21 protein-coding genes, 1 tRNA gene and 3 pseudogenes are annotated in these 25908 nt (G+C 40.6%); 10 read left to right on the top strand and 15 right to left on the bottom strand.

Annotated features, from left to right (window positions below; all coding sequences use genetic code 11):
• Positions 1 to 215 precede the first annotated feature (215 nt).
• The 3 genes from IPO83_01370 to IPO83_01360 all read right to left on the bottom strand — a co-directional run bounded on the left by IPO83_01370 (position 216) and on the right by IPO83_01360 (position 5788).
• A complete protein-coding gene (locus IPO83_01370; protein MBK9729932.1) occupies positions 216 to 2933 on the bottom strand; it encodes a T9SS type A sorting domain-containing protein in 2718 nt (905 codons plus the stop codon).
• 285 nt (positions 2934 to 3218) lie between these two features.
• Positions 3219 to 3638, bottom strand: a complete 420-nt coding sequence (locus IPO83_01365; protein ID MBK9729931.1) for a hypothetical protein — start codon at positions 3636 to 3638, stop codon at positions 3219 to 3221.
• A gap of 20 nt (positions 3639 to 3658) precedes the next feature.
• Entirely contained in the window at positions 3659 to 5788 is a 2130-nt protein-coding gene (locus tag IPO83_01360; protein ID MBK9729930.1) for a PKD domain-containing protein, read from the bottom strand.
• A gap of 407 nt (positions 5789 to 6195) precedes the next feature.
• Between IPO83_01360 and IPO83_01355 the strand changes: the two genes are divergently transcribed.
• From IPO83_01355 to IPO83_01335, 5 genes are all read left to right on the top strand, one after another.
• A complete protein-coding gene (locus IPO83_01355) occupies positions 6196 to 8130 on the top strand; it encodes a polysaccharide biosynthesis protein (GenBank protein ID MBK9729929.1) in 1935 nt (644 codons plus the stop codon).
• 125 nt (positions 8131 to 8255) lie between these two features.
• The gene (locus IPO83_01350; protein MBK9729928.1) at positions 8256 to 8807 is read left to right on the top strand and encodes a hypothetical protein; all 552 of its coding nucleotides are present in this window, start codon (positions 8256 to 8258) and stop codon (positions 8805 to 8807) included.
• Positions 8714 to 9514: a hypothetical protein gene (locus IPO83_01345; protein ID MBK9729927.1), complete on the top strand. Its 801-nt coding sequence runs from the start codon at positions 8714 to 8716 to the stop codon at positions 9512 to 9514. Before IPO83_01350 ends, IPO83_01345 begins: the two co-directional genes overlap by 94 nt.
• Complete coding sequence (locus tag IPO83_01340) at positions 9459 to 10904, top strand: hypothetical protein (protein ID MBK9729926.1); 1446 nt, start codon at positions 9459 to 9461, stop codon at positions 10902 to 10904. Before IPO83_01345 ends, IPO83_01340 begins: the two co-directional genes overlap by 56 nt.
• A gap of 10 nt (positions 10905 to 10914) precedes the next feature.
• Positions 10915 to 11256, top strand: coding sequence for a T9SS type A sorting domain-containing protein (locus IPO83_01335; GenBank protein ID MBK9729925.1), 342 nt, complete (start codon positions 10915 to 10917; stop codon positions 11254 to 11256).
• A gap of 28 nt (positions 11257 to 11284) precedes the next feature.
• Here IPO83_01335 and IPO83_01330 read toward each other — a convergent pair.
• Both IPO83_01330 and IPO83_01325 read right to left on the bottom strand, forming a co-directional pair.
• A pseudogene (locus tag IPO83_01330) lies at positions 11285 to 11858 on the bottom strand (hypothetical protein).
• Between the two features lie 76 nt (positions 11859 to 11934).
• Positions 11935 to 12762, bottom strand: a complete 828-nt coding sequence (locus tag IPO83_01325; protein ID MBK9729924.1) for an N-acetylmuramic acid 6-phosphate etherase — start codon at positions 12760 to 12762, stop codon at positions 11935 to 11937.
• A gap of 204 nt (positions 12763 to 12966) precedes the next feature.
• On the opposite strand from IPO83_01325, the gene IPO83_01320 reads away from it, so the two are divergent.
• Genes IPO83_01320 through IPO83_01310 form a run of 3 tightly spaced genes read left to right on the top strand, consistent with a single transcriptional unit; the run spans position 12967 to position 15178 of the window.
• Entirely contained in the window at positions 12967 to 13818 is an 852-nt protein-coding gene (locus IPO83_01320; protein MBK9729923.1) for a PDZ domain-containing protein, read from the top strand.
• The gene (locus tag IPO83_01315) at positions 13757 to 14590 is read left to right on the top strand and encodes a hypothetical protein (GenBank protein ID MBK9729922.1); all 834 of its coding nucleotides are present in this window, start codon (positions 13757 to 13759) and stop codon (positions 14588 to 14590) included. The genes IPO83_01320 and IPO83_01315 overlap by 62 nt, the downstream gene beginning before the upstream one ends.
• A 36-nt stretch (positions 14591 to 14626) precedes the next feature.
• Positions 14627 to 15178, top strand: coding sequence for a GNAT family N-acetyltransferase (locus tag IPO83_01310; protein ID MBK9729921.1), 552 nt, complete (start codon positions 14627 to 14629; stop codon positions 15176 to 15178).
• A 135-nt stretch (positions 15179 to 15313) separates the two neighbouring features.
• Here IPO83_01310 and IPO83_01305 read toward each other — a convergent pair whose 3' ends face one another.
• From IPO83_01305 to IPO83_01265, 9 genes and pseudogenes are all read right to left on the bottom strand, one after another.
• On the bottom strand, positions 15314 to 15523 hold the full coding sequence (locus IPO83_01305) for a hypothetical protein (protein ID MBK9729920.1): 210 nt from the start codon (positions 15521 to 15523) through the stop codon (positions 15314 to 15316).
• Positions 15524 to 15528: 5 nt separating this feature from the next.
• On the bottom strand, positions 15529 to 16899 hold the full coding sequence (der, locus tag IPO83_01300) for a ribosome biogenesis GTPase Der (protein MBK9729919.1): 1371 nt from the start codon (positions 16897 to 16899) through the stop codon (positions 15529 to 15531).
• Positions 16896 to 17779: pseudogene (gene era, locus IPO83_01295) on the bottom strand (GTPase Era). The gene der and the pseudogene era overlap by 4 nt, the downstream one beginning before the upstream one ends.
• Positions 17780 to 17891: 112 nt before the next feature.
• Positions 17892 to 17963: transfer RNA gene (locus IPO83_01290), tRNA-Met, on the bottom strand.
• Positions 17964 to 18125: 162 nt separating this feature from the next.
• Positions 18126 to 19291 (bottom strand): annotated as a pseudogene (locus IPO83_01285) (acyl-CoA dehydrogenase family protein).
• Positions 19292 to 20399: 1108 nt separating this feature from the next.
• Positions 20400 to 21005, bottom strand: a complete 606-nt coding sequence (locus IPO83_01280) for a helix-hairpin-helix domain-containing protein (GenBank protein ID MBK9729918.1) — start codon at positions 21003 to 21005, stop codon at positions 20400 to 20402.
• Complete coding sequence (locus tag IPO83_01275; protein ID MBK9729917.1) at positions 20969 to 21349, bottom strand: hypothetical protein; 381 nt, start codon at positions 21347 to 21349, stop codon at positions 20969 to 20971. Before IPO83_01275 ends, IPO83_01280 begins: the two co-directional genes overlap by 37 nt.
• A gap of 77 nt (positions 21350 to 21426) precedes the next feature.
• Positions 21427 to 22191, bottom strand: a complete 765-nt coding sequence (locus IPO83_01270) for an MBL fold metallo-hydrolase (GenBank protein MBK9729916.1) — start codon at positions 22189 to 22191, stop codon at positions 21427 to 21429.
• Complete coding sequence (locus IPO83_01265; GenBank protein MBK9729915.1) at positions 22188 to 22460, bottom strand: hypothetical protein; 273 nt, start codon at positions 22458 to 22460, stop codon at positions 22188 to 22190. The genes IPO83_01270 and IPO83_01265 overlap by 4 nt, the downstream gene beginning before the upstream one ends.
• A 108-nt stretch (positions 22461 to 22568) precedes the next feature.
• Here IPO83_01265 and IPO83_01260 point away from each other — a divergent pair, with 108 nt between their 5' ends.
• Together IPO83_01260 and IPO83_01255 are read left to right on the top strand one after the other, a co-directional pair.
• Positions 22569 to 23261, top strand: a complete 693-nt coding sequence (locus tag IPO83_01260) for a PorT family protein (protein MBK9729914.1) — start codon at positions 22569 to 22571, stop codon at positions 23259 to 23261.
• Between the two features lie 122 nt (positions 23262 to 23383).
• Positions 23384 to 24127 carry an NYN domain-containing protein gene (locus IPO83_01255; GenBank protein ID MBK9729913.1) on the top strand — a complete coding sequence of 248 codons (744 nt, stop codon included), beginning with the start codon at positions 23384 to 23386 and terminating at the stop codon, positions 24125 to 24127.
• Between the two features lie 36 nt (positions 24128 to 24163).
• Here IPO83_01255 and paaN read toward each other — a convergent pair whose 3' ends face one another.
• Positions 24164 to 25816, bottom strand: a complete 1653-nt coding sequence (gene paaN / locus IPO83_01250; protein MBK9729912.1) for a phenylacetic acid degradation protein PaaN — start codon at positions 25814 to 25816, stop codon at positions 24164 to 24166.
• Positions 25817 to 25908: the final 92 nt, after the last annotated feature.

Genomic DNA, 25908 nt, shown 5'->3' with positions numbered 1-25908 from the left:
TTATTTAAATCAAGAATAAAATTAGGAAAATTCAGCATTGAAGTATATACCACAATCAGGTGATGTGCATACAATTCCTGTTTTCATAACATCTGACCTCTTCATTCTTATTTTTGGAAAAAACCATTCCTGATTGCTTCCAGTGATCATCATGACTAAAATAAAAAGAGCTCCTCCGTTACCAAAGCAGCTCTTTTCATGCAACTTCAAAGTGATTATTGCTTCACCAATTTTATGGTTTGTTCTGTTCCATTCATTACGACCCTTACAAAATAAATACCCGGACTGAACGTGGCCAGATTCAATTCATAGCTGAATTCACCTTGTTCGGATTGCAGTAATTCGGACTGAATGTTTCTGCCCAATGCATCAAAGACACTCATCAAGGCTTCTCCACCTGTATCATTTTTAAATTGAAGCGTGGTAGTTGCTGATGCCGGATTCGGATAAAGACTAAGCGTTCCGGTAAATTCATTTAATACTTCGCCAACCAACTTGGCCGGAGCTGTTGTAAAAGTTACTAAACCGGAATAACTGCTTGTTGCTTTATTGCCCAGTACATCGACAACATGGGCCACTTTCCATTCGTAAGTGGTTGCAGCTGTCAGTCCTTCTAATTTGTATCCTGAATTGTTTGTTCCTGTTTTTATTTTGCTCCAGATTGAAGTGTTTTGCACCCGATAATAAATACTATCATAGTCAATGCAAGTAAGTGTATCCCAATTCAATGTTGCTTTCGTCGACTTTATACTGGTGGTGGAAAGGTTCGTCGGCACCTGTACAAGCACAGTAGTTTCACTCGTTCCTTTGCCCTGACCGGTTGCTCCATCGCCATATACCGTCGTATAATATTTGCCGGGAGGAAGTGAGCTGATGGTAAACGGAGTCGTCTTATTTACTTTAATAGGATCACCATACTTCTCACCAAAACGATACAGTTGCACTGTATATGGTTTGCTGCTCTTACCGCATTTGTATTCTAAAGAACTATTGGAACAATCAGTACCAATAACAGATGATTGAAGGGTTATACTTGCTTTTTCCTTCTGTGAGAATGTCGGTACCAGATTATAAGCTGTATAGTTGGTTGCATAATACATTACTACCTGCACATAATAGTACTGCTTGGCAAGACCTGTAAAATTCGCTGTTAAACTTCCTGTGTTGTTGTAGGTATTAAAAATAGGTGCGAGTGCAGTATCTGAATAAACTTTTAAATAGACATATGGACTTCCGCAGCAGTACATAGGTTCCCATGTTAGCGATACTGTAAGATCACCACTGCCTGTATAGTTGATTTTCCACCAGTCTTTAAGATCAACCGCCCCGCCATTTGAACGGAAACCAACATGACCTGTATTACCGAAATTAGCAGGAAGCGTTGCTGCTTTTTTTGCAATCTCATTGTTGATGCCATCATTAACATTCGTGTACGTTGTGAGTGAATTTGTGAGTGTATAAGGAATAAAACCAGTTGAATAATATGGATACACCTTCACGTAATAGGTTCCTGCAGCCAATCCATCTGTACTATGACTTTGGGTTGAATTGGTATGGTTCACCTTTAATGAGGTAGTAGCATCTTCATCAAGTAATTCGTAATAAACATATTGGCCATTTTGAGAAGTAATCGTAAGGTTGATCTGACCATCCAGCGTAGTTACAATTTTAAAATAGTCAGCATCGTCGCGTTTCAAATCATAATAATATCCCGAATGTCCGGTAATAGTACTGCCTACCGCAAACTCTGTTGCCTGTGATTTTCCATCATTAGGTTCAGGATCATTGGCAACAGGTGCAGGAATCAGGGTGTCGGAAAGTGTATACGGAATAAATCCACCAGCGTAATAAGGATAGATTTTTACATAGTAAGTGCCTGCTGCAAGTCCATCGGTGGTAATGGATTGGGTGGAATTAGTATGGTTAACATTCAGTGAGGTGATTCCATCGTTATCGAAAAGCTGATAATAAACATACTGACCATTTTGAGAGATGATAGTTAGTTTAAGAGCCCCATCACCTGTGGTGGTAACTTTAAACCAATCTTCAGTATCACTAACTCCATTATAGTAATAACCAATCTGACCGGTTTTGACATTGTTTAAAGGAAGATTTTTAGCCTGCGACTTGGTATTATTGGGTTCAACATCATTGGATACAGGCGGAGCAGTAAATGTTGAAGTAAGTGTATAGGGTGTAAAACCACCGGCGTAATATGGATAAATCTGTACGTAGTACGTGCCCGCAGCAAGACCATCCTCAACATAACTTGCGGTTCCATTTGTATGATTGGTATTCAATACCAAAGTGCCGTTATTATCGTAAAGCGTCCAATAAACATATTGACCGTTATTTGAAGCAAACTGAAGGGTCAGTGATCCATTGCCGGTGGTGGTTACACTCCACCAATCAGAGTCATCAGTTAAACCGTTATAATCATATCCAATATGACCTGTCACGCTGCCGGTTGGTGCAAGCACATTTGCAAGGTTGTACGTATCATTGGGTTCAGGTTCATTGGCAAGCGGTGCTACATTAAGAAAGTTGGAAACAGTATAAGTTGGAAGTTGACCTGCAAAATATGCGCTGATATGAATATAGTATGTACCCGGAGAAAGTCCGTCCTTAGAAATAGTCAGTGTTCCGTTGGTGTGATTTTCAACCAACAATGAAATGCCATCATTATCGTATAACCTGAAATTGCAATAAAGTCCGTTCCCTGAGGTAAGGGTAATATCTAACTTACCGTCAGATGTGGTTGTAACCTTCCACCAGTCCACATCGCCTGAAATATCCATGGCGCCTGTATTGCTCGCATTCAGGTTGAGTTTGTCAGCATCATTCCTGACATCATTGGGTTCAGATTCCAAAGCATAAAGCCATTGCGCTGAGAGCATCAGGAATGCTAGTAGTGTAAGTAATGTCCGCTTCATAGTGTTTGATTTTAAGTGAATTTGCATGAGTAAAATGTACTTTAATGAATGAATATGCATCCAATCCATTTCAGGCAGGTGATTGAATTATGCATAAACAAACGAATTTTAAAATTATTATTAGCGCTAAAAATTACCAATACCACAATCGGGTGATACGTAAATCCAATTTTTGTTATGATTTAACTTCCGCCTGCTCTTCTTAAAAACACCATTACAACTTCATTAAAACTATTCCGGGGCCTTTTAAAATACTATAACTTACCAGCAAAATCATTAAGCAATTTATTCTTTTAATCTGCTTCCTTTGAAAGTATAATTCACAGGATTCTCAACTTTTCTTGTCCATATGCAAGTGCCTTCCATTTTGTCATGAATCACTTTGCCTTCCCAGGTCATCACACCGTTTTTTGGACTTTTAACAACGCACAGAAATGTAAGTGTTGAATCGTTTTTCTGTTTCCATTTATATTCATCTGCGACAAACCCATACTTTTCTGCTTCAGAAAAAGTCATTTTCCCTTCGTTAAAAGAAAGTGTTTGATTCGAATCATGTTCCTTTCCAACATATAAGGAAACATAAAATTTAGCACTGTTCAATGGCTGAATCGCAACTTGTGCCATAACACATTGCCCTAAAAGCAACAAAAAAATCAGCGATATTTTCATCAAAGAACCGGATTTAAAAAAAGAAATGGTTTTCATGTTGATCAAAACAAATGGCCCTATCGTAATACCGTTACATTACCTGTTTTCGAAACCGCTTCTCCGCTCACAAAAGAACCTTTCAGCACATACACATACACGCCGATAGGCTGTGGCTTTCCTTCATAAGTACCATTCCACCCAACGTGAAGATCATTTCCAATATACGCATACACTTCTTGTCCCCACCGGTTGAATATTGTTAATGAATAGTCAGCGAGCAAACTACCTAACGGGTGCAGCAAATCATTAACGCCATCACTATTCGGCGAAAATGCTGCCGGCAACAATAACAAACAATCGGGAGTTATCAATACACTGTCAGTTCCCTTACAACCGTAATTATCAACTACCACTGAGTAATAGGTTGACGACTCAGGTGCAGCAATTAATATTGACTCGGTATTTTCCCCTGTTGACCAGGCGTAAGAAGTTCCGTCCGCATCTGCATCCAGCACAAGTGGTTCATTGGGGCAGAGCAAAGTATCTTCCCTTAGTTTTGGATCAGGAACAAAATTAACTGTGATGGAAGCAGCCGATTCACCTTCACCACAAAATGCATCAGCTATAGCAACATGAATGTCATAATTCCCGGGATTACCGTATGAATGCGATGGATTCTGTACATCAGATGTTCCTCCATCACCAAAATCCCACGACCATGAAGAGGGGTTTGCGGAAGAATTATCCGTAAACTGAATCGGGGAACCAACACAATAAGGAGGATCCTGTATTGAAAATCCAACTACAATATTTGGTTGAACAACAATTTGTTGTTCGAATGTATCTGCGCAGCCACCTCCGGCCGTTACAATCAATTGAACTTTGTATGTGCCTGCTACATAGGAGTGCATAGGATTTTGCTGGGTTGAAGTGGTGCCATCTCCAAGGCTCCAGAAGTATGATCCGATGGTACCCACTGAAAGATCTGTAAAGAAGACAGGCGCATCAGCACAAAGGACAGACGGACTCACTGAAAATCCTGCACTGAATGGCGGTGGGCCGATGGAGTAGGTATGGGTGATGAAACATCCGATGCTATTGACGATGATAACTATATACTGTCCACCATCGAGCAAATCGAGGTCATCAGCATCTGCATTGCCGGTGACTTTCAGCGTGTCGCCATTGCTGTCAAGCCAGACAAAAGTACTTGGCCCGAAATTACCTGTTGTGGATGCAGCTATACTGCCGTCTCCACTCGTCGGACAGGATGGATCGACCTGCGAGTAGGTTCCATTAAGTGTATCAACAACAATAGTTACTGTATCAGCTACGTCAAAGCAAGACGAAATTTTCGCATAATAAGAAGTGGTAAATTCAGGGTTTACTGTTATTTCACTTCCGCTTCCAAGAAAGTTTCCCGCTGCATCATACCACTGAGGAAGTCCGGCGGCAAAAGGAATTGTCTGATATGGAATATCTGTCATGTCATAAGAATTTCCGTTGGGTGTAAAACGGATGCCTTCATCTTCAACTTCCCATTGTTCCGGATAATTTCTGCCAGGAACCACAACAGCCACTGTACCATCTTCATTATGTAATCCTTCTATGGCATATCCATTATTCCAGGTTGGGCAAAGCACCTTATGCCCAAGATAGATATCTATGTTGTTTGTGGTTTCATACAGTATCATCTGGCCTGTAAAAGTGAGTGCGTTACACACTGTTGAATACATTGGTACCTCCGTAAAATTATATATGAAATAACGGTTTGGGGCTTCTCCAAATTTACCATAGGAAACACATGGATCAGTAATAACTGATGGATCAACATCATGCCAGGGACCCATAATCGCATTCATTGGATTGAGTGGTGACGGTATTGGATTGGCAATAGTCCATGGAGAATATTGAAGTGCTTTAGTTGAATCAAAAGTGATGTATGCATTGGTGGAAAGAACACATTTTGTATAGGTATTTCCAAAAAAAGTAAAAGAAAATCCCAGGTCAATCAACTGGCTGTGTGTATCATCCAATATCGACAGCAGGTCTCCATAATAGCTTGAGTCTGTAACTGCTGTTAAATGTACATCTATGCCAGGTTCGCAAATTGTATCGTCACAACATACCTGGATAATATCCTGCGACTGAACTTTGTACGATACCATACAAAATATAGCGATGCATGCAAGGAGAAATTTTTTCATGAAAGGAAGATTGAATGGCGTTAAAATTAAAGATTTTCAAACTCAGCAAGCCGCTCCCTTTGCAAAGTAAACTTTTTTGCCATCAGTCAAAAACTATTGGTCGTTTTAAGCATTATTAAAAGTATCATTCCTTCAATCCAAGTGCTCCCCATTGATTTAAATGGAACAATATTCGTCCGTCAGTTCACAACCACAACATCAAAATATTGAATTAACAAGTATTTAATTCCGCTTAGGCCATTTTTTAAATTAGAATTTCACTCAGATTTCAATGCTTCAGTTTTAAAAAAACAAACTTCTCATGTTATAGGATTTTAATGATTTCTGCATGATGGAAGTATTAAACATCAAAGCAGCTTTAGAGGAAAACCTTTCTAAAAGTTATAACTTGGCAACGTAATCACTCCTTGACTCGTCTTGTGGCAATCAACCGGCTTCGTTTCAAATATCGATCACTGGTGCCCCGTTGGGCCATCTTCACCATAGATACGTTAATTGTATCCACGGCACTGCTATTTGCTTTTCTGCTACGATTTAATTTTCAGATCCCGCCACATGAACTTCAATACATGTACCTGTCAATGCCGCTATTGCTGACAATACGGGTAATTGGGTTTTTACTTTTTCGGATTTATGCAGGCATGATTCAATACACCGGTTCTGAAGATGCACAACGTGTGGCCATTATGCTCGCGCTGGGGACCTTAATGGCTGGAATCCTCAACTTTATTTCCTTAGAAATTAGCGGCATTTACCTCGTGCCGTTTTCAGTTATCATCATCGAATTTTTCATTTCTGTTTTTGCCATGTCGGCTTACCGCTTAGGTGTTAAATTGCTATATGAAGAACTTGTCCAGACAAGGAAAGAAAAATCAAACGTAATCATTCTCGGTGCGAATGAATATGGGCTCATTACTAAAAAAACACTGGAGCGTGATCCGAAGAAAGATGTGCAGGTGATTGCATTTATTGATAATAAAAGTGATCTGTTGCGTCAAAAGATGGAAGGCGTTTCTATCTACGATTCTAAAAATGATCTGGAAGAATTGCTGCAGGAGCAACCTGTTGACCTTTTGATTATTGCCATTCCTAATATTCCCGCCAGTCGTAAAAAACAAGTGGTAGATACATGCCTGAAATATAATGTGAGGGTATTGCATGTACCACCTATGTCGAAATGGATCAATGGTGAATTGAGTATGAATCAGATCAGAGAAGTGAAGATAGAAGAGTTACTCGAGCGGGATATTATTCAGTTGGACAATGATCGCATCAGCAGCCAATTATTGGGAAAGCGAATTCTGGTTACCGGTGCAGCGGGTTCAATTGGAAGTGAAATCGCAAGGCAGGTAGCCAGCTTTCAGCCTGAAAAACTTTTTCTACTCGACCAGGCGGAGACGCCATTGTTTGAGTTGCAACAGGAGTTAAAGAATGAATTGAGCGCTGAAAAATTTGAAGTGGTAATCGGTGATGTGCGAAACCAGGAACGCATGGAAAATGTGATCGCCTCCTTCCGGCCACAAATAATTTACCATGCAGCAGCTTATAAGCATGTGCCGATGATGGAGGATAATCCATCAGAGTCTTTGCTCACAAATGTATTGGGAACAATTATTTGCGCTGACCTGGCTGTAAAATATGAAGTGGAGACTTTTGTTTTCGTATCGACTGACAAAGCGGTAAATCCGACCAATGTAATGGGCGCGTCGAAACGCATTGCGGAAATTTATGTGCAATCGCTCAATAAGTTTCTGACTGAAAAGGAGATCGAAACCAATACCCGTTTTATAACAACCCGATTCGGAAATGTGCTGGGTTCCAACGGATCTGTGATTCCTCATTTCAGAAAACAGATTGCTGAAGGAGGTCCTGTTACTGTGACAGATCCGGAAGTAACACGATTTTTTATGACGATTCCTGAAGCCTGCCAATTGGTGCTGGAAGCCGGCGCGATGGGCAACGGCGGTGAAATTTTCATCTTCGATATGGGTGAACCTGTCCGCATCGTTGATCTCGCAAAAAAAATGATTCAGCTTTCAGGGTTGGAATTGGGGAAAGATATACAGATCACTTTCACCGGTTTGCGGCCCGGCGAAAAGTTGGTCGAAGAATTATTGAACACCAATGAAAATACCATTCCTACACATCATCCAAAAATTATGATTGCAAAAGTGCGGGAATATACCTTTGAAACAGTTAATAGAAATATCAGGGAACTGATTGGTCTGTTCGACAATCAGGATAATGTGGAGATCGTATCAAAAATGAAAGAACTCGTTCCGGAATTTATCAGCAATAACTCGGTGTTTGAAAGACTTGATCAACATTCGGTGAGTCAATAAATTGGTCATTAGTCATTCGACAAAGGGAGCGTTTCTCACTTCTTCATCCTTTGTAAGCAACTTCAACTTACGGCAAGGAAATTACTGAATATATTGAATTAAATTCAGGCGATAAAATTCAAACTATGCTCACTAAATCACTATTGATTGCTGCGATGAGTCCTGGTAATTCCACTATGTCTTTCCTATTCCTTTTTATGATTGTGCTCAATTTCAGCAGCTACTCACAGCCAGTACTTTTGAAAGACATCAACAAAGGCAATAGCGAATTTAATAGCAATCCTGGTAACCTTCTGCCCTACAAAGACGGGATACTGTTAAGTGCAACTCCTTATCTATATGGCGAAACGCTTTGTTGGTTTGATACATCTGCTCATTCAATCACACCTCTTGTAAATAGTGATCTGATCCCCTTAAAGTTTCCAGGCCACTTAAGACAACTCGACTCATTGGTAATTTTTGTTGCAGCGAGTGATTTTACAGGATATGAATTATATATTACAGATGGAACATCACCCGGCACTTACCTGTTGAAAGATATTAACCCCGGTACTCCTTCATCCGAAATTGAACGAATAGCTGTATGTGGTTCTTCGATTTTTTTGACGCGAATGATAGTATCCATGGAAAAGAACTCTGGAAATCAAATGGCACTTCTTCAGGAACTCAACTGGTGAAAGACATTAATCCGGGTACTGAAAATTCTATAGTTAATTCTTTTCCAGGTTCGAATAGCAAAATTATAGCAGCTAATGATTCTCTCGTTTACTTTTTTGCCGATGATGGAATTCATGGAAATGAATTATGGAGAAGTAATGGAACTTCCGATGGAACTTATCTGGTAAAAGATGTTTATCCTGGCAGTGGCAGTTGTGGAATAATGGATATCATCACCATAGGCAACCTCCTGTTTTTCTCCGCTGATGACAGCATACATGGTACTGAATTGTGGATCAGCGATGGAACCGCAGAGGGAACTACTCTGCTAAAAGACATAAGACCAAATAAATCCTCAACTCCTCAGGCTTTTAATGTAGTGAATGGCAGGCTTTTCTTTTCAGCATTCAGGAAAAAAACCGGCAGAGAATTGTGGGTAAGCGATGGAACACCCGAAGGAACTAAACTGGTAAAAGATATTAATCCCGGCGAGGACGAATCCGAAATCCAAAGCATTACGGATCTGAATGGGAAGGCTTTGTTTGCAGCGTATGAACCTGCTACAGGAAAAGAACTTTGGATGAGTGATGGAACAGATTCTGGCACTTACCTGATTGCGGATATATACTCTGGCTCAGAGGATGGTATGGGCGATATTTTTCCCATGATTTATGTACTTGACAACACTGCTTATTTCGCCGCTAAAAAATTCTTCTGCAGGACTTGAGTTTTGGAAAAGTGATGGAACCACTTCAGGAACTTATATGATTAAGGATATTTATCCAGGAGGGTTAGGCTCAATGCCTCAGTATTTTGTAATGTCAGGAAACCGGATTTATTTTTCTGCCCATGACGATTTTAATACGAATATTTGGATTTCAGATGGCACTTCCCTGGGCACTTTTGAGAGCAATTCTTTAATCAGGCCGCTTGGATCAGGTCCAAAATACCTGACCAAATCTCATGATAAAATCTTTTTCAATGCCATTGATACTTCCCTCAATTATGAACTTTGGGTGACAGATGCAACAGAAAGCGGTACAAATAAAGTGAAAGAGCTGACGCCTGGTATTGCTGGTTCAAATCCTAATCATCTATTTGATTTTAATGGTAAGCTGCTGTTCAGCTCATACAATGTGGATCCGGGATTCAACGACCTTTTTATTACGACGGGAACAGATTCATCTACTATACTTCTTGGAAAATTTTATGATCCTGATCCTGTTGGAATTAACCCGTTGCAGGAATTTATAGTGTACAATAATGAATGTTACTTTTCAGGATCAACTCTTACTAACGGATTTGAGTTATGGAAAACAGATGGCACTGTTAATGGCACTGTGATGGTAAAAGATATTAATCCCGGACCTGCAAGTTCCTATCCGGGTAACTTTATAATTTATAATGGATACATTTTTTTTAGTGCAAGTGATGGGCAGCATGGCGGAGAACTCTGGCAAACAGACGGAACCGAAACAGGAACAGCCTTGCTTGATATTATACCTGGAAATAGTGGACTCAACCCGGGCCAATCAGTAATTTACCATGATTCTCTTTTTTTCACTGCTACCAGTTCTGACTATGGTCTTGAGTTATGGAAAAGCGACGGAAGTGTTGAAAGCACACAACTTTTTTATGACATAAATCCTGGAGTCTCCGGTTCTTATCCATCTATCATTGGCACCTGCGGGTCCTATCTTTATTTTATGGCCACAGATGGAACATCGGGCTATGAAGTTTGGCGCACTGATGGATCACCCTCCGGCACAATGCTCTTAGCAGATATGAATCCCGGAAGTGCAGACTCTTTTTGGAATCCCGAAATCTTCAATTGCTTTGATTCGTTGCAGTTTTTTTGGGGGAATAATGGGCTGTGGCGTTCAGACGGAACAACAGCAGGCACTTTTCTTCATGCCGAAGATTTCTGCCATAAAAATTGGTGTTACAGCGTTAGCAGCCTCGCTTCTGACAGTAGCTATCTTTATTTTGTTGCCGAAAACGATTCAATCGGATCCGAACTATGGAGAACAAATACCAATGCAAACAGTGTGGAACTTGTAGCCGATATTTATCCGGGATATGTTAGCTCCGTCCCAAACGGACTTTTTTATTTTTAACAATCAACTTTTGTTTACTGCCGAAGACAGTGTATATGGTTATGAATTGTTCAAGATGGATTTAGAAAATACTACAGGCATAAATGCATCATTCCAAAATTCTTCAGACAACAAAGTACTAGCGATTCCCAATCCTTTTATTAATGAAACTGAATTAACAGTAGAAAATGAATTGCATCATGCTATAAAACAGATAACTGTTTTTGACCTCTATGGAAGAGTTTGCTCATCTCTTTCATGGTCTCAGGATATTGCAATAGAAATTGGTAATGATCTTAAACCAGGAATTTATTTTGTAAAAGTCAGCACACCGGAAGAGAATTACCTGGTAAAGATTATCAAAGTGAAATAACATTCTGACTCTACTCACTACTCACTACTCAACTCAACTCCTTCATCATCCTGCTCTCCACCAAATGATGAATGTGAAACGGTTTCACAACCCTCCAATTCACATCATTCAGGTTCTCTCCCATTTGCATATAATTTGACAACCGCGCTTTTTTTCATTTCATCCAACACATGATCGCGGAAATTGAGCAAGGCGATCCAGCCTCCGGCGTCGCGAACGTCTTCATACCATTCTTCATAATAGCAATCATCTGAAGCATGAAAATTAAGCACGTTTTCACCGATCAAAACAAACTTGGTGATACCGTGTTCCATAAATACATCCGCCACTTCACGCTTCAGAAACATGATGTCGTTGTTAATGGTATCATTCCATTCACCAATCAATTCAATCACTACAAAATGATGCGAATAGTCAGCATATAGAACTTTCACGTAGAGTGTGGGCGAACCAATACTGTCCCACTGCGGATGAATAAAGAAATTGTAAATGGTATTTGAATATTCAAACTCGCTGTACTCCTGTCCGAAAAATGGCGACAACTTATCTTCTTCCGAAAGATAGATATCCTGCCAACTGTAGAAAGGTTCAATCTCATGCATAACCAGACTCCTTCAATTTATTATTTGCTTTAAAAATCATTTGGACTTAAACTGAAAATCCACCTCGGATGTTTCTTCAAACTTTGGGTTTTCTTTTGTGTAAGTCCATCACCTTTCGAACACTGCCGAATTCCTGCAGAATACCGCGGGCGCGTTTATAATCCCAGGCAAACTCGCGCATCAGCATTTTTGCGCCACGGTCAATCAATTTCTCATTGGTCAATTGCATATCCACCATCTTGTTATCAAGCACATGGCCAAGCTGAATCATTACTGATGTACTGATCATATTCAAAATTAATTTCTGAGCAGTACCGGCTTTCATCCTCGTGCTGCCTGTAATAAACTCAGGACCTGTAATTACTTCAATCGGATAATCTGCAATCCCTGCAAGCGGCGTATCCGCATTACATGTTATACATGCTGTAGTGATCTGATGTTCTTTACATTTTTTGATCGCGCCAATAACATAAGGAGTAGTTCCTGATGCGGTAATGCCGATTACCACATCCTTCTCACTTATATCATTCGCCTGCAAATCAAGCCAACCCTGCTCCAGATTGTCTTCTGCAAATTCAACGGCTTTCCTGATGGCTCCATCTCCACCCGCAATTAATCCTATTACCAATCCTGTTGCAACACCAAAAGTTGGTGGACATTCCGAAGCATCAACCACTCCTAACCTGCCACTTGTTCCGCTTCCGATATAAAACAGTCTTCCTTCGTCTTTCATTTTTGCTACGATCACATTGATCAATAATTCCAACTGCGGAATTACTCTTTCAACGGAATCAGAAACAGACTTGTCTTCCCTGTTGATGCCAGTCAGTAATTCACGAACGGTCATTTGTTCGAGGTGGTTATATTTTGAAACCGCTTCTGTAGTTTTCTTAAATAGCTCCATGGATTGCGAAGGTAGCGCACGCTTGCGAGATTTGTTATTGAAGAGTACAAATCAAAAAAAATCTCCATGATTTTGTCGAATACGAAAGTTAACTTATCCAAAAGGAACAAGATGGTATGTTTCAAACAGCTTAACTTCATTAGTAAAAATTCCCGGTGCATCTCCATCACGAAAAATCGTTTCTTTACTCCCGCAATTTAATTCATGAACAGAAAATTCAACATTTGGTTACCTATCATTATGGCTGTGATACTGGCAGCCGGAATACAAATAGGTCTCGTATTAAATGGTGCAGATAAGCCTCCCATCTTCAGCAGATCCAAAGCCGGCACATTGGACCAGGTACTTGACTATGTGAGGGCAAAATATGTTGACACCGTAAATTTAAACAACCTTCAGGAAGGTGTTATTGATAAAGTGCTGGAAAACCTCGATCCGCATTCTACTTTCATTCCTGCCAGCGATCTGAAAGAAGTAAACCAGGAACTCGAAGGAAATTTTGAAGGGATCGGTATTGAATTTTTTATAGTGGCTGATACAATAATGGTGGTAAATGTTATTTCCGGCGGCCCCGCTGAATCTGTCGGAATATTGTCGGGGGATAAAATCATTACGATTAACGATTCACTTTTCGCAGGAAGGAAAATTAACGACCGTGATGTGGTGAACCAACTCAGGGGTAAGAAGGGAACAAAAGTAAAAATTGGTGCCCTCCGGAAAATACGGGGACCATTACTCCAATTTACAATAACCCGTGATAAGATTCCAATGTATAGTATTGATGCATCTTATATGATTGATGCGCAAACGGGATTAGTAAAAATCAACCGCTTCAGTGAAACAACTTATGATGAATTTATGAATGCACTGAAGAAACTGAAGCAACAGGGCATGAGCAGGTTAATCATAGACCTTCGTCAAAATGGTGGTGGATATCTGAATGCAGCCACTGATATTACTGATGAACTGCTCGACCAACCCAAACTGATGGTATATACCAAAAGGACGGGTCTATTCAAGAACCGATTACAAGACACGCGTTCTGGGCCAGTTTGAAGAAGGTGCCCTGGCAATTCTGATTGATGAAGGATCTGCTTCGGCAAGTGAAATTGTAACCGGTGCTATCCAGGATTGGGATCGTGGGATAGTTGTAGGACGGCGTTCCTTTGGCAAAGGGCTGGTACAGGAACAATATGGACTGAACGATGGCTCAGCACTTCGTTTAACAGTGGCAAAGTATTACACACCTTCAGGACGTTGTATTCAGAAACCTTACCACTATGACCTGAGCGCATATTACAATGACCTTGCAGATCGATACAGAAATGGCGAATTCTCCAGCAAAGACAGCATTCACTTGATTGACACCACCAAATATTACACAGCTAAAGGCAGATTGGTATTTGGTGGTGGAGGCATCATGCCTGATTTGTTCGTACCTATGGATACTGTAAATAATGGTAATTCCTATCTGAATGCAATCTTAAATCAGGGACTCATACAACAATTTTCCTACAGTTATTTTCATGACAATCCTGACCTTCTTAATAACTACCATGATGTGGATGCATTCCGCTCAGATTTTGAGGTAACCAGGGAGATTATAAATTCCTTTACTGCATTGACAGTAAAAAATAGCATACAACCCAAAGCAGGAGAATTGAACAATGCAAACCACTATATCAAATTGCACATAAAGGCATTTTTAGCAAGAGAGAAATTTTCGCAGGATGCCTTCTTTGCCGTGCTTTACGATGACGATCCAACGGTATTGAAAGCTGTTCAATCAATAAATAATGAGGTAACTGCCTACCATCCATATGAATAAACACGAATTTTTCAATTACCCGGACAGCATACTGCAATGCTAGAAATCAATGTTGTTGGTTTTCCTGCAATTAATACTGAAAGGCTGCGACTTCGCGCAGTTAATCAGGCTGATGCTGAACAAATACTTGCCATCAGGTCTAACGAATTGGTTCTGCAGTATATGGATACAAAAAGAATGGAACGTCTGGATGAAGCATTCGCATTTTTACAGTTCATTGAAACAGCTTATATAAACAAAACCGGCATCACCTGGGGCATTGCGCTACATGAAAACGATAAAATTATTGGTACCATCGCCTATTGGCGAATCATGCGTGAGCATTATCGTGCAGAGATAGGCTATTCATTACTTGCTGATTTCTGGGGAAAGGGAATTATGCTCGAAGCAATGAAATCCGTCCTGCAGTTTGGATTTCAGGTGCTGAAACTACACAGCATTGAGGCAAATGTGAATCCTGCGAATCAGCCATCCATTAAACTCCTGGAGCGTTCAGGATTTGTGAAGGAAGCTCACTTTAAAGAGAATTATTATTTCAATGGCAGATTTCTGGATAGTGCTATTTATTCACTTATAACACCCTCATGACGTATGTAATTTTCGAATACGCCTTTCTCAGCTCCACTAAAAAAGAAAAGCCTCCTGAATCAGGAGGCTTAATTTTTTTAAGTAGCACATTTCCAATTAAGGAAAAAAACCGCGGTCAAACGCGGCCGGTATGCATTACTTCTTAGCAGAATCAACAACAGCTTCCATCGCTTTGTTAGCCGAATCAGCAATCTGTCCCATATCAGATTTCACTGAATCCAATACTTCATTGACAGCCTCCTTAACTTGTGTAGAATCCATCGTTTCAGTTTTGTTTTCGCCGGATGTGCAAGCGGTGAATGACAGGGCTACTGACGCAAGAAGAACAAAAAAAACATTTTTCATTTGATTTAAAAATTTAAGGTTAGAAATTGCGGGGGCAAAGGTAACAAAATATTTAACATTTCGTTAAACTGCCTATTTTTTCTGAAAAACAGGTTTAAGGGTACACCGGTGAATTTAAAATGTGCCCTAAGCTGGTTATCGAGAAACTGACGGTAGCTGGCCTTCACATCATTGGGAAAGTTGACCCAGAATATGAACGTTGGAGTGGTTGCCGGTACCTGAACCACACTCTTTACATCCAGAAATGCCCCACGAATAGAAGGATGCGGAAACTGTTCAATAACCTTTTGCATCTTATCATTCAATTCCTTTTCATTGATCACCCGCTTCCGGTTATCCTGCACTTCCAACGCCGTTTCAATTACTTTGAATACCCGCTGTTTTTCTATTACGCTGGTGAAAATGATCGGAATATCTTTGAAGGGTGCAACTTTTTTACGGATATCATCTTCCATCATTTTCATGGTATTGGTTCCTTTGTCAATCAAATCCCATTTGTTCACCACTACAACCACCCCTTTTCTTTTCTTTTCTGCCATTGAAAGAATGCTCAGGTCTTGCTTTTCTATGCCCATTTGCGCGTCAAGCATCAACACGCAGATATCTGCTTCATCCAGCGCTTTGACTGCCCTGATCACAGAATAGAATTCCAGGTCCTCATTTACCTTAGCTTTCTTTCTTATGCCGGCTGTATCAATCAATATGAATTCTTTCTGAAACAACTTGTAATGAGAATGAATAGAATCACGGGTGGTGCCGGCAATATCTGTTACGATGTTTCGCTCCACTCCCATCAGCATGTTCACCATCGACGATTTGCCAACATTAGGCTGACCGAGGATGGCAATCCTCGCAAGATTTTCATCGAGACTTTCCGCCGGAACTTCTATGTAAGGCACAATTTCATCGAGCAATTCACCGGTGCCACTTCCACTGATAGCAGCGAGAAAAAAAACTTTATCAAAGCCAAGCCCATAAAATTCACTCGCCTGGTACATGCGTGAGGGATTATCCACTTTGTTAACCACGAGAAGAACAATTTTGTTGCTCTTACGGAGCTTTTCCGTGATGTCCTGTTCAAGATCTGTTATGCCGACAACTGCATCCACCACAAATAAAATCACATTCGATTCTTCTATTGCAAGATTCACCTGCTTGCGGATTTCTTTTTCGAATGTTTCATCTGAGTTGGTTACAAAACCACCGGTGTCGATTACATTAAATGTTTTTCCATTCCATTCAGAAATACCATAGATGCGGTCGCGTGTAACGCCGCTGACATCATCTACAATAGCTTTGCGCTCTCCCACCAAACGGTTGAACAGTGTAGATTTTCCCACATTCGGGCGTCCGATGATGGCGACAGTATTATTCATGACTTTTCGTACCCGTAATATTTTAATTGCAGAGGATTATTCCTCCAGTTGGCATTCACCTTTATAGTGAGTCCCAGGAATATTTTTTCTGAAGAAATGCTTCAATATCCTTTCGCGCAGCCATTCCTAAGTTTTTAATCGCGCTTCCGCCTTTTCCAAGCAGAATTGCTTTTTGAGATTCACGCTCCACAATTACTTCAGCCCGGATGTGAATAATATCAGGTTGATCTTTCCAATCAACTACAATTACCTGGCATGAATAAGGAACTTCCTTGTTGAATTGTTCGAATATTTTTTCCCTGATCAGTTCAGAAACAATAAATCTTTCAGATCGATCTGTCAGTTCTTCTTCCTGGTAAAAAGCAGGTTGCTCTTTCAGATGCATCAGAATTTCAGCAAGTAATATTTCAAGCTGCAGATTTTGCAATGCAGAAATATTCAATATTGTTGCTGACGGAAAACTAACTGCACAAATCGTTTCAAAGTCTTTCAGCTTTTCTGGTGTAACTGCATCAGATTTATTGATCGCTAAAATCACCGGCATTTTAATGCCCTGAATTCTCGCCGCAACTTCCTGTAATTCTGTTTCCGGTGCAGTTGGATCAACAAGAACAACCAACACATCGGCATCTTCCAGTGATTCATCCACCATCCGCATCATGCTGTGGTGCAAACCGTATTTCGATTCGATGAGGCCGGGCGTATCGGAGAATACAATCTGGTAATTCTTAGTTGTGAGTATGCCTTTTATCCTGTGCCGTGTTGTTTGCGCTTTGCGGGTAATGATAGAAATTTTTTCACCCAACAATGCATTCAGCAAAGTCGATTTGCCTGCATTGGGTTTGCCGATAATGGTTACGAAGCCGGAGCGAAAAGTCATTGTATTTTTACGGGAATTTCGAAAGCGAAATTTGGAAAGTGGAAAGTTAAAATGAATGTCAGATTCGCTGAAATAAAAAATCCTCCAGCAATAACTGAAGGATTTCTTTTTGTTGCGGAGGCAGGACTCGAACCTGCGACCTTTGGGTTATGAGCCCAACGAGCTACCGCTGCTCCACTCCGCGATGTAAATTAATCTCCTATTTTGAACCCGCCGGTCTCAGATTTAGATCATAACCCCAAACCCGCTTCCTTTATTCCAGGTCTTACCGGCGCGGGTGCAAAAGTAACCCTTAACTATGAGATTATCGCTATCTAATTAAAGATTGACCAAGAAGGACTGCTGATCACTTCAAAATCTCCCGGGCAATTACCAGTTTTTGTATCTCTGAAGTGCCTTCACCGATCGTACACAATTTTGCATCGCGATAAAATTTCTCTACCGGGAAATCCTTCGTATAGCCATAGCCGCCAAATATCTGTACTGCATCATTTGCAATTTTCACCGCGATTTCAGAAGCATAATATTTTGCCATGGCGGCTTCCTTCGTCATTTTTTGATGCCGGTTTTTTAAATCTGCAGCATGATGTGATAGTAATTCGGCCGCATTGATTTGTGTAATCATGTCCGCCAGCTTAAAACTGATGCCCTGGAAATTCGAAATAGGTTGATCAAATTGCTGACGTTCTTTTGAATATTTCACGGAAGCATCATAAGCACCTTTTGCAATACCAATGCTCAATGCAGCAATGGAGATTCTTCCACCGTCCAACACCTTCATAGCCTGCTGAAATCCGTCTCCAACATTTCCCATCATGGCTTCTTTAGAAACCCTCACATTATCAAAAATCACCTCTGTAGTTTCAGAAGCACGCATACCCAACTTGTTTTCTTTCTTACCTGCAGAAAGTCCGGGTGTATTTCTCTCCACTATAAAGGCGGAGCAATTATTTTTTGTCCGCGGAGCACCTGTTCGTGCAATCACGACTAATACGTCGCCTGACTTACCATGAGTGATCCAGCACTTTGTTCCATTAATAATCCAATTATCACCAACCTGAACAGCCGTACATTTCATATTGCCTGAATCGCTGCCGGTGTTAGGTTCTGTCAATGCCCATGCACCTAACCAGTCTCCACTTGCCAGTTTCGGAAGATATTTCGCTTTTTGCTCAACATTGCCAAACGTTAAAATATGACCGGTGCAAAGCGAGTTGTGAGCGGCTAATGATAAACCAATTGATCCACAGACACGTGCAACTTCTGAAATGACCGTGATGTATTCGTGATAACCCAATCCGGCTCCGCCAAATTCTTCTGGCACTAAAACACCCATTAGTCCCAACTCTCCCAGGGCTGTAAAAATCTCTCGAGGAAATATTTGTGCTTCATCCCATTCCATCAGTTTCGGACGGATATTTTCTCGCAGAAGTCACGTACTGTTTGAGCTATTAACTGCTGGCTCTCTGACACTTCAAAATTAAGATTGGTTTCGGCGGCTACAGAACTCATGGATGATTTTTTTGCAAAAATAATCAGATTCCTTTAGCGCCGGATTGGATTTTTATAATGGTTGCATAACAAAATTTAAACAACCTATTTACAGCCCAAGAGATTACAAATTACATTCAGCTGGCGCAGCAGCTTCCTTTAGTGTCACGGGATTTATAGCCTGAAACCTGATAAAACCTGAAATTGAAAGAAATTGAATGATGCGGGCAGACCAATCATCCGTGCAATCCGCGCCTCCGTGGCAAAACATTTCTGAGTTTGCGGTCACAGGTAGTACCAAAAAAAAACAGAAGTCACAAAACTTAGATGAAATAGGATGCACACAAATTTTAAGTAGCCACTATTTTCCGTGTCTTCCGTGCGTCCGTGGCAAAATACTTATGAGGTTATTGGCCCGCAAAGCCGGGTCCAAAACCAATGAAATGCGGCCAAAACTAATGAAATGGTGCACACAAATTTTAAGGAGCCCACTATTTTCCGTGTCTTCCGTGCGTCCGTGGCAAAATATTTCTGAGGTTATTGGCAACGAAGCCCGAAAAAGCACGGAAGTCACAAAACTTAAATGAAATAGGATGCACACAAATTTTAAGGAGCCCACTATTTTCCGTGTCTTCCGTGCGTCCGTGGCAAAATATTTCTGAGGTTATTGGCAACGAAGCATATAAAAGCACGGAAGTCACAAAACTTAAATGAAATAGTGTGCACACAAATTTAGGGCCCCTTTCCGTGTTTCCGTGGAATTCGGGAAAGCGAAACTCCGCACTGAGGTTAAGCAAGCACGAAAAAGCACGGAAGTCACAAAACTTAAATGAAATAGTGTGCACACAAATTTTAAGGAGCCCACTATTTTCCATGTCTTCGTGCGTCCGTGGCAAAATATTTCTGAGGTTATTGGCAACGAAGCCCGAAAAAGCACGGAAGTCACAAAACTTAAATGAAATTGAGTGCACACAAGTTTTAAGGAGCCCACTATTTTCCGTGTCTTCCGTGTGTCCGTGGCAAAATATTTCTGAGATTATTGGCACCGAAGCATGAAAAAGCACGGAAGTCACAAAACCTAAATGAAATAGTGTGCACACTCTTCCGTGCCTCCGTGGCATATCATTTCTCAAAAAAGTAAATAAGGAATGATCTTTTTGTAGATCGAATCAGTTATCACTTCCACATTTTTTAAATCCTCCGGCTGCTGAAAGTGTCCGTGCTGATCACGATAGTTGATGATCATCGTTGCTATCGGATACCTGAAATACGGATGCATTTTCAGATCATTTATAGAAATAAAATTAATACTTAATTTATGCACGGCCGATTCATCAATTGTCAACTGATCCTTAATTATATCAAATGATTCAGGTGACAATCCATATATCTCCTGCAATTGTTCCAACGATACAAAACCTCCCAATTTATTTCTGTATTTAATTATCCTCGAAGATAATACCGGACCTACTCCCCGGAGCAAATCCAATTGCGCAGAATCCGCCGCATTCACTTCGAGCAAAGCCCTTTTCATAACAACTACCTCTTTCTCCATTGATTCGCTTGCCGGTTTAATAACCTGCGATTGCCCTGCAAATTGAATGTATGGCTCGAGCCGGTTGAAATCCGATTCCCTGAAACCATATATCATTTTGAGGTCTTCCTTTTTGAAAAATTTTCCGCCCTTTGAACGGTATTTCAAAATCGTCCGGATATTTTTTTCCGGCACACCCAAACTTTTCCAACCGTTTTCAGCAAGTGAATTTGGATCAAAGGGAAAGAGTTGCAATTCAGATTCAATAATGTTGGTTGCCGATGTTTTACTGCGTAATCGCCCATTGCGAGCGAGTTCATGGATGAATCACCATTTGAAAATTGATCAGCTTTATCTATACTGTTTGCACGAAAGGAATCGATGGCCAGTTGAAAAGCTGAAAAATCAACCGGAGGATCTTTGTAGAGTCGCTTAAATACAGCGGGCCAAAAAGTGATCAGTAACATGATCAGCAGCAGCACAATTAATCCGTTACGTTCTTTCTTGTTAAACGTAAAATAATTACGCAGGAATTTTTTCCACATATAGATTGCTTTATAGTCAGCATATAAATAATTAATAACATTGGAAAGATACTTACTTCCGGTGAATCAACCAATAACTACCATTCAATTTTTAATCCGTCATACGCCAGATAAATATTCGGCGGCAGTAGTTTTTCTACTTCTTCATGCTTTCCCAACTGATGGCTGATGTGCGTGAAATAGGTTGCTTCTGCACCTATCTCTTTTGCCAGGGCAATAGCTTCTTCGAGGTTAAAATGAGAAATATGCTTCTCTTTACGAAGTGCATTCAACACCAGAAACCGCGACCCTTTTATTTTCCTTTTTTCTTCTTCCGAAATAAAATTCGCCTCGGTTATGTAGGTGAAATCATTAAAACGAAACCCCAACACAGGCAATTTAAAATGGAAAACTTCTATAGGATCAAAAGCAATGTTTCTTATTTTGAACGGACGCAAATCAATCATGTGCAGCTTAATTTTTGGAATGCCCGGATAATCATTCTCCCTGTCAAATGCATAAGAAAATTCATTGCGTATTACTTGTTGAACCGGTAGTGTTGCATAAACATCCATTGGTTGCTGTTGAAAATAGTTAAAGGCACGCACATCATCCAATCCGGCAAGGTGGTCTTTGTGTGCATGCGTAAACAAAACAGCATCCAGTCGTTTCACTTTTTCACGAAGCATTTGTTGGCGGAAGTCAGGACCAGCATCAACGGCAATACAAGTATCACCGGAATCAATCAGTATGGAAGTCCGTAACCGTTGATCCCTGGTGTCCGGTGAATGACAAATAGCACATGGACAACTGATAACCGGAATGCCTTGCGAAGTACCCGTTCCTAAAAATGTAACCTTCAATTTTTTATCCTGGCTTCTTTAATATGTTCTAAAAATTCCAATGATTTTTCTGATAGTTTGGAATAATCCATTTCAATCTGCGACAGTATATCCAGTAAACTGTTGATCCGGGATTCCGTATCAAAATATTTATTGATCACCAGCACTTTCTTGTCTTCAAGAATACAATAGCCTGACTTAAAAGTACCTTTCTCATAACGCACCACGTAATCACTTTCCCGGTAAAGATGCTCCAGTTTTTGAAGCGTGGCAGGCGTGTATCTAAACATAGCTATGGTTGGTTAAATCAATCAAAAAAATTACAACCGCTGTTTATCAATCAGTTGCAGATTTTCACTTTAACATTGCCTTGTTAATTGCATTGAATTGCTTTAGGTTTGCCTCAGCGAAAAAATCCGGACAAAGATAAACGTTACAATTCAGTTTGCTCCGGTACGATATTCACAATGGATAAAAGCATACTGCTGAAATTTTTATTCGTGGTTTTCATGACTTGCTTTTATACAGCGGCAAGGTCACAGGATGCCGACAAAACGGAACTTCGGTTTCGCGGCGGTGCAGTTTTAGGACTGAATGCCTGCCAGGTAGATGGTGATGATTTTGCAGGTTATCATAAGCTCGGACTTAATGGCGGTTTTTTGGCTGAAATTCCTGTTTCCAAAAGATTCTTCTTTAGCATGGAAATTCTTTACAGTCAAAAAGGAGCTAAAAGCCGTACCTATCCCGGTATTCCGACAGAATATAAAGTAAACCTCGATTATGCTGAAATTCCCCTGCTCTTTAATTTCCAGGAAAAGTCTGCAGTGAATTTTGGGTTAGGTGTTTCTTACGGAAGACTGGTCAGAAATAAAGAATATGTTGATCAACTTGCGCAACCAACTTCAGATGATTTTGATCGCGATGATATTTGCGCTATTGCCAATGGCAATTATCTGATCTCTGATCATTTTCGATTGAATTTGCGTTTTGCTTATTCCATAGTTCCTATGGGACATCGCGACTCCAGCAATTTCAATAACAGGGGCATGTATAACAATGTGCTTTCCTTCAGGCTGGCTTATGTGATGTAACGTGAAGTTGTTTATTGTGTCGATAATATTCACTTACCTTTAGCTATATTTTAAAACGGATTTTCGTTTTACACTATATCGAAATAAATTGCTTCCAATGATTTCTAAAACTTTCTTTAAACATGAGTGAAGTAACCAACCTGCGAATGGCCATGCTGATTGATGGCGACAACGCACAACCGAAACTGATTGCATTAATTCTAACTGAAGCCTCCAAGTATGGCAAGGTGACCATCCGCCGTGTGTATGGCGACTGGACGCAACAATCCATGAACGGTTGGAAAAATGTATTGAATGAAAATGCCATAAGCCCTATTCAAAAATTTTCTTACACCACTGGAAAAAATTCTACCGACAGTGCATTGATTATTGATGCCATGGATATTTTACACAGTAAACTGGTAGATGGTTTCTGTATTGTTTCCAGCGACAGTGATTATACCGGCCTTGCCAAACGCATCCGCGAAGAAGGCATTTTTGTATTGGGAATTGGCGAACAAAAAACACCAAAGGCTTTTGTGCATTCCTGCGACAGCTTTACTTTTTGCGAAACATTGCTGGCAGAAGAAGAAGCTGAAAAGACACCGCATACCAAACAAAAAATAAAATATACGGTACTCAATAAATCCGCTTCCAAACATGATCTCAATATCCTGAACAGAGCTTTTAACATGGTAGTCGGCGATAATGAAACTGCTTACCTCTCAGAAATTGGTTTGGGATTACGAAAGCTCGATCCAAGTTTCGATCATCGAACTTACGGTTTTAAATCACTGGCAGAATTATTCCGCTCACTTGAAAATGAATTTGAAGTGCTTACCAATGATGCGAATGGAATGAAGGTTTATATGGTAAAAAGAAAGTAGAAAGTTTTAATAGGCTAACGATCAAGTCTAAATTATTTATACCATCTTCCTGCTCCCCACCCATACAAACCGCTTAATCACAAACTCCGGATTGGTGAAGGAGGCATTGCCAGCAGGGTTTCCACCCGTAACATGAAAGTCGGAGAAGGCCGCATGCTGATTGACCCAAATGGGACCGGTGAGATTGAATGTTACCGGAGTGAATACTTCTTCCATTTCATCCGTAATCATTTTCATCACTGTATCATCGGTAGTATAAGCAGCACAAGTGATAGCACCTTGTTTCACGGCAAGTTCTTTTGCGAGCGCTATGGACTCTTCTGTATTTTTTGTTCTGATGGCAATAGCAATGGGTCCAAATAATTCACTTTCGAATAATGCAGTATCAGTTGCCTGCACTTCCAGCAAAACAGGTGATACCGTTCTTGAGTTTTCAAATTCTTCATTCTTCACAGCAACCGATGTGAGCCATAATTTTCCACCAACACCACCTGCCTTGTTCGCTCTCTCTTCTGTCTGCTCACTTTGAACAGCTCCTAATACGCCTGCTCCCATTTTTGGATTATTCACCAACCCACTCATGCTCTCTTTCAGCTTCGCTACCACTTCATCAAAAGAGAGAAAGTCATCACCCACCTTCACCAATTCAGGAATAAAAAAATTCTGAGGTGCCGTGCACATTTGTCCGCTGTAGAGTGAAACTGAAAACGCAAGATTTTGTAAAACAGGTTCCAGTTCTTTTACAGAATCTAGTATCACTGAATTCACACCGGCCTTTTCGGTAAATACAGTCTTGCCTGGAATTGATTCGATATAGTTACCAAAAGAAGTGCTGCCGGTGTAATCAATCAGCTTTATCGCAGGATGCATCGCAAGTTCTTTTGTATTTTGATTGACAGAAGTATCTGCTGCCAATTGCACCGTGTTTGCATCAAAACCATTTTCTGTCAATGTTTGCTGAATAGCAGCCACACAAATCGCAATCGGCAAGATTGCTTTTGGATGAGGCTTCACAATCACCGCATTTCCGGTTACGAGACTCGCATATAAACCGGGCAAACTGTTCCATACCGGAAAAGTAGAGCAGCCAATCACCAATCCGATTCCTTTGGCCTTCGGCAGGTATGTTTTTTCAAGCTTCACCGAAAATTTGCCCATTGGTTTTTCCCAAACTACTCTTTCAGGAAACCGAACCTGCTCATGATATCCCAATGCTATGGTTTCCAATGCACGATCTGCAGCATGCGGACCTGATGCCTGAAACGACATCATCCACGATTGGCCGGTGGTATGTTGAGTAGCCAAAGCAATGTCGAAGAAGTGCGCTTTTATTTTTTCCAACGATTCCATCAGTAAACCTGCTCTGTCAGCAGGCGTTGCATTCTTCCAGGATTCAAAAGCATGTCTTGCATTTATAATGAGATCTTCAACTTCATAAATCGGGTAAGAAACATTCAGTGGTTTACGTGTATAAGGCGATATTTCCTCACCTTTCCAATCAGTTGGTATTCCCTGTGAAGGAAGCTCAAACTTTCTGCCTTCATAATTTTTATACACTGCAGCCCCTTCTGAAGGCGCTTCCTCTCCATAAGCTTTCGGATGCTCCGGAAATGCTGTATAGAACATGCGTTCATGAATCGCTTGTACAGCGCGGTCCAGCGCATCCTTGTGCTTCTCGAAAAGTGTCATGGTTCAGTATATTTTATGAATGAATTTTTCAGGAGTAAAAGTGATTTATAAGAAATGCAAAAGTAGGTTTTGATGATGGAAGTTAAAATTAA

This window comes from Chitinophagaceae bacterium, assembly GCA_016717285.1.
Lineage (GTDB): Bacteria > Bacteroidota > Bacteroidia > Chitinophagales > UBA10324 > JACCZZ01.
The sequence above is the reverse complement of the archived record's forward strand: the minus strand, read 5'-3'. Positions and strand labels throughout refer to the sequence as shown.

Bases quoted from the DNA above. Each gene is read 5' to 3' on its own strand.
- IPO83_01340 (MBK9729926.1), top strand. From the start codon at position 9,459: ATGTACTTGACAACACTGCTTATTTCGCCGCTAAAAAATTCTTCTGCA.
- IPO83_01310 (MBK9729921.1), top strand. From the start codon at position 14,627: ATGCTAGAAATCAATGTTGTTGGTTTTCCTGCAATTAATACTGAAAGG.
- IPO83_01275 (MBK9729917.1), bottom strand. From the start codon at position 21,349: ATGTGGAAAAAATTCCTGCGTAATTATTTTACGTTTAACAAGAAAGAA.
- IPO83_01320 (MBK9729923.1), top strand. From the start codon at position 12,967: ATGAACAGAAAATTCAACATTTGGTTACCTATCATTATGGCTGTGATA.
- der (MBK9729919.1), bottom strand. From the start codon at position 16,899: ATGAATAATACTGTCGCCATCATCGGACGCCCGAATGTGGGAAAATCT.
- IPO83_01265 (MBK9729915.1), bottom strand. From the start codon at position 22,460: ATGTTTAGATACACGCCTGCCACGCTTCAAAAACTGGAGCATCTTTAC.
- IPO83_01365 (MBK9729931.1), bottom strand. From the start codon at position 3,638: ATGAAAACCATTTCTTTTTTTAAATCCGGTTCTTTGATGAAAATATCG.
- IPO83_01305 (MBK9729920.1), bottom strand. From the start codon at position 15,523: ATGAAAAATGTTTTTTTTGTTCTTCTTGCGTCAGTAGCCCTGTCATTC.
- IPO83_01345 (MBK9729927.1), top strand. From the start codon at position 8,714: ATGTGGTTCTTCGATTTTTTTGACGCGAATGATAGTATCCATGGAAAA.
- IPO83_01370 (MBK9729932.1), bottom strand. From the start codon at position 2,933: ATGAAGCGGACATTACTTACACTACTAGCATTCCTGATGCTCTCAGCG.
- IPO83_01350 (MBK9729928.1), top strand. From the start codon at position 8,256: ATGCTCACTAAATCACTATTGATTGCTGCGATGAGTCCTGGTAATTCC.
- IPO83_01360 (MBK9729930.1), bottom strand. From the start codon at position 5,788: ATGAAAAAATTTCTCCTTGCATGCATCGCTATATTTTGTATGGTATCG.
- IPO83_01325 (MBK9729924.1), bottom strand. From the start codon at position 12,762: ATGGAGCTATTTAAGAAAACTACAGAAGCGGTTTCAAAATATAACCAC.
- IPO83_01255 (MBK9729913.1), top strand. From the start codon at position 23,384: ATGAGTGAAGTAACCAACCTGCGAATGGCCATGCTGATTGATGGCGAC.
- paaN (MBK9729912.1), bottom strand. From the start codon at position 25,816: ATGACACTTTTCGAGAAGCACAAGGATGCGCTGGACCGCGCTGTACAA.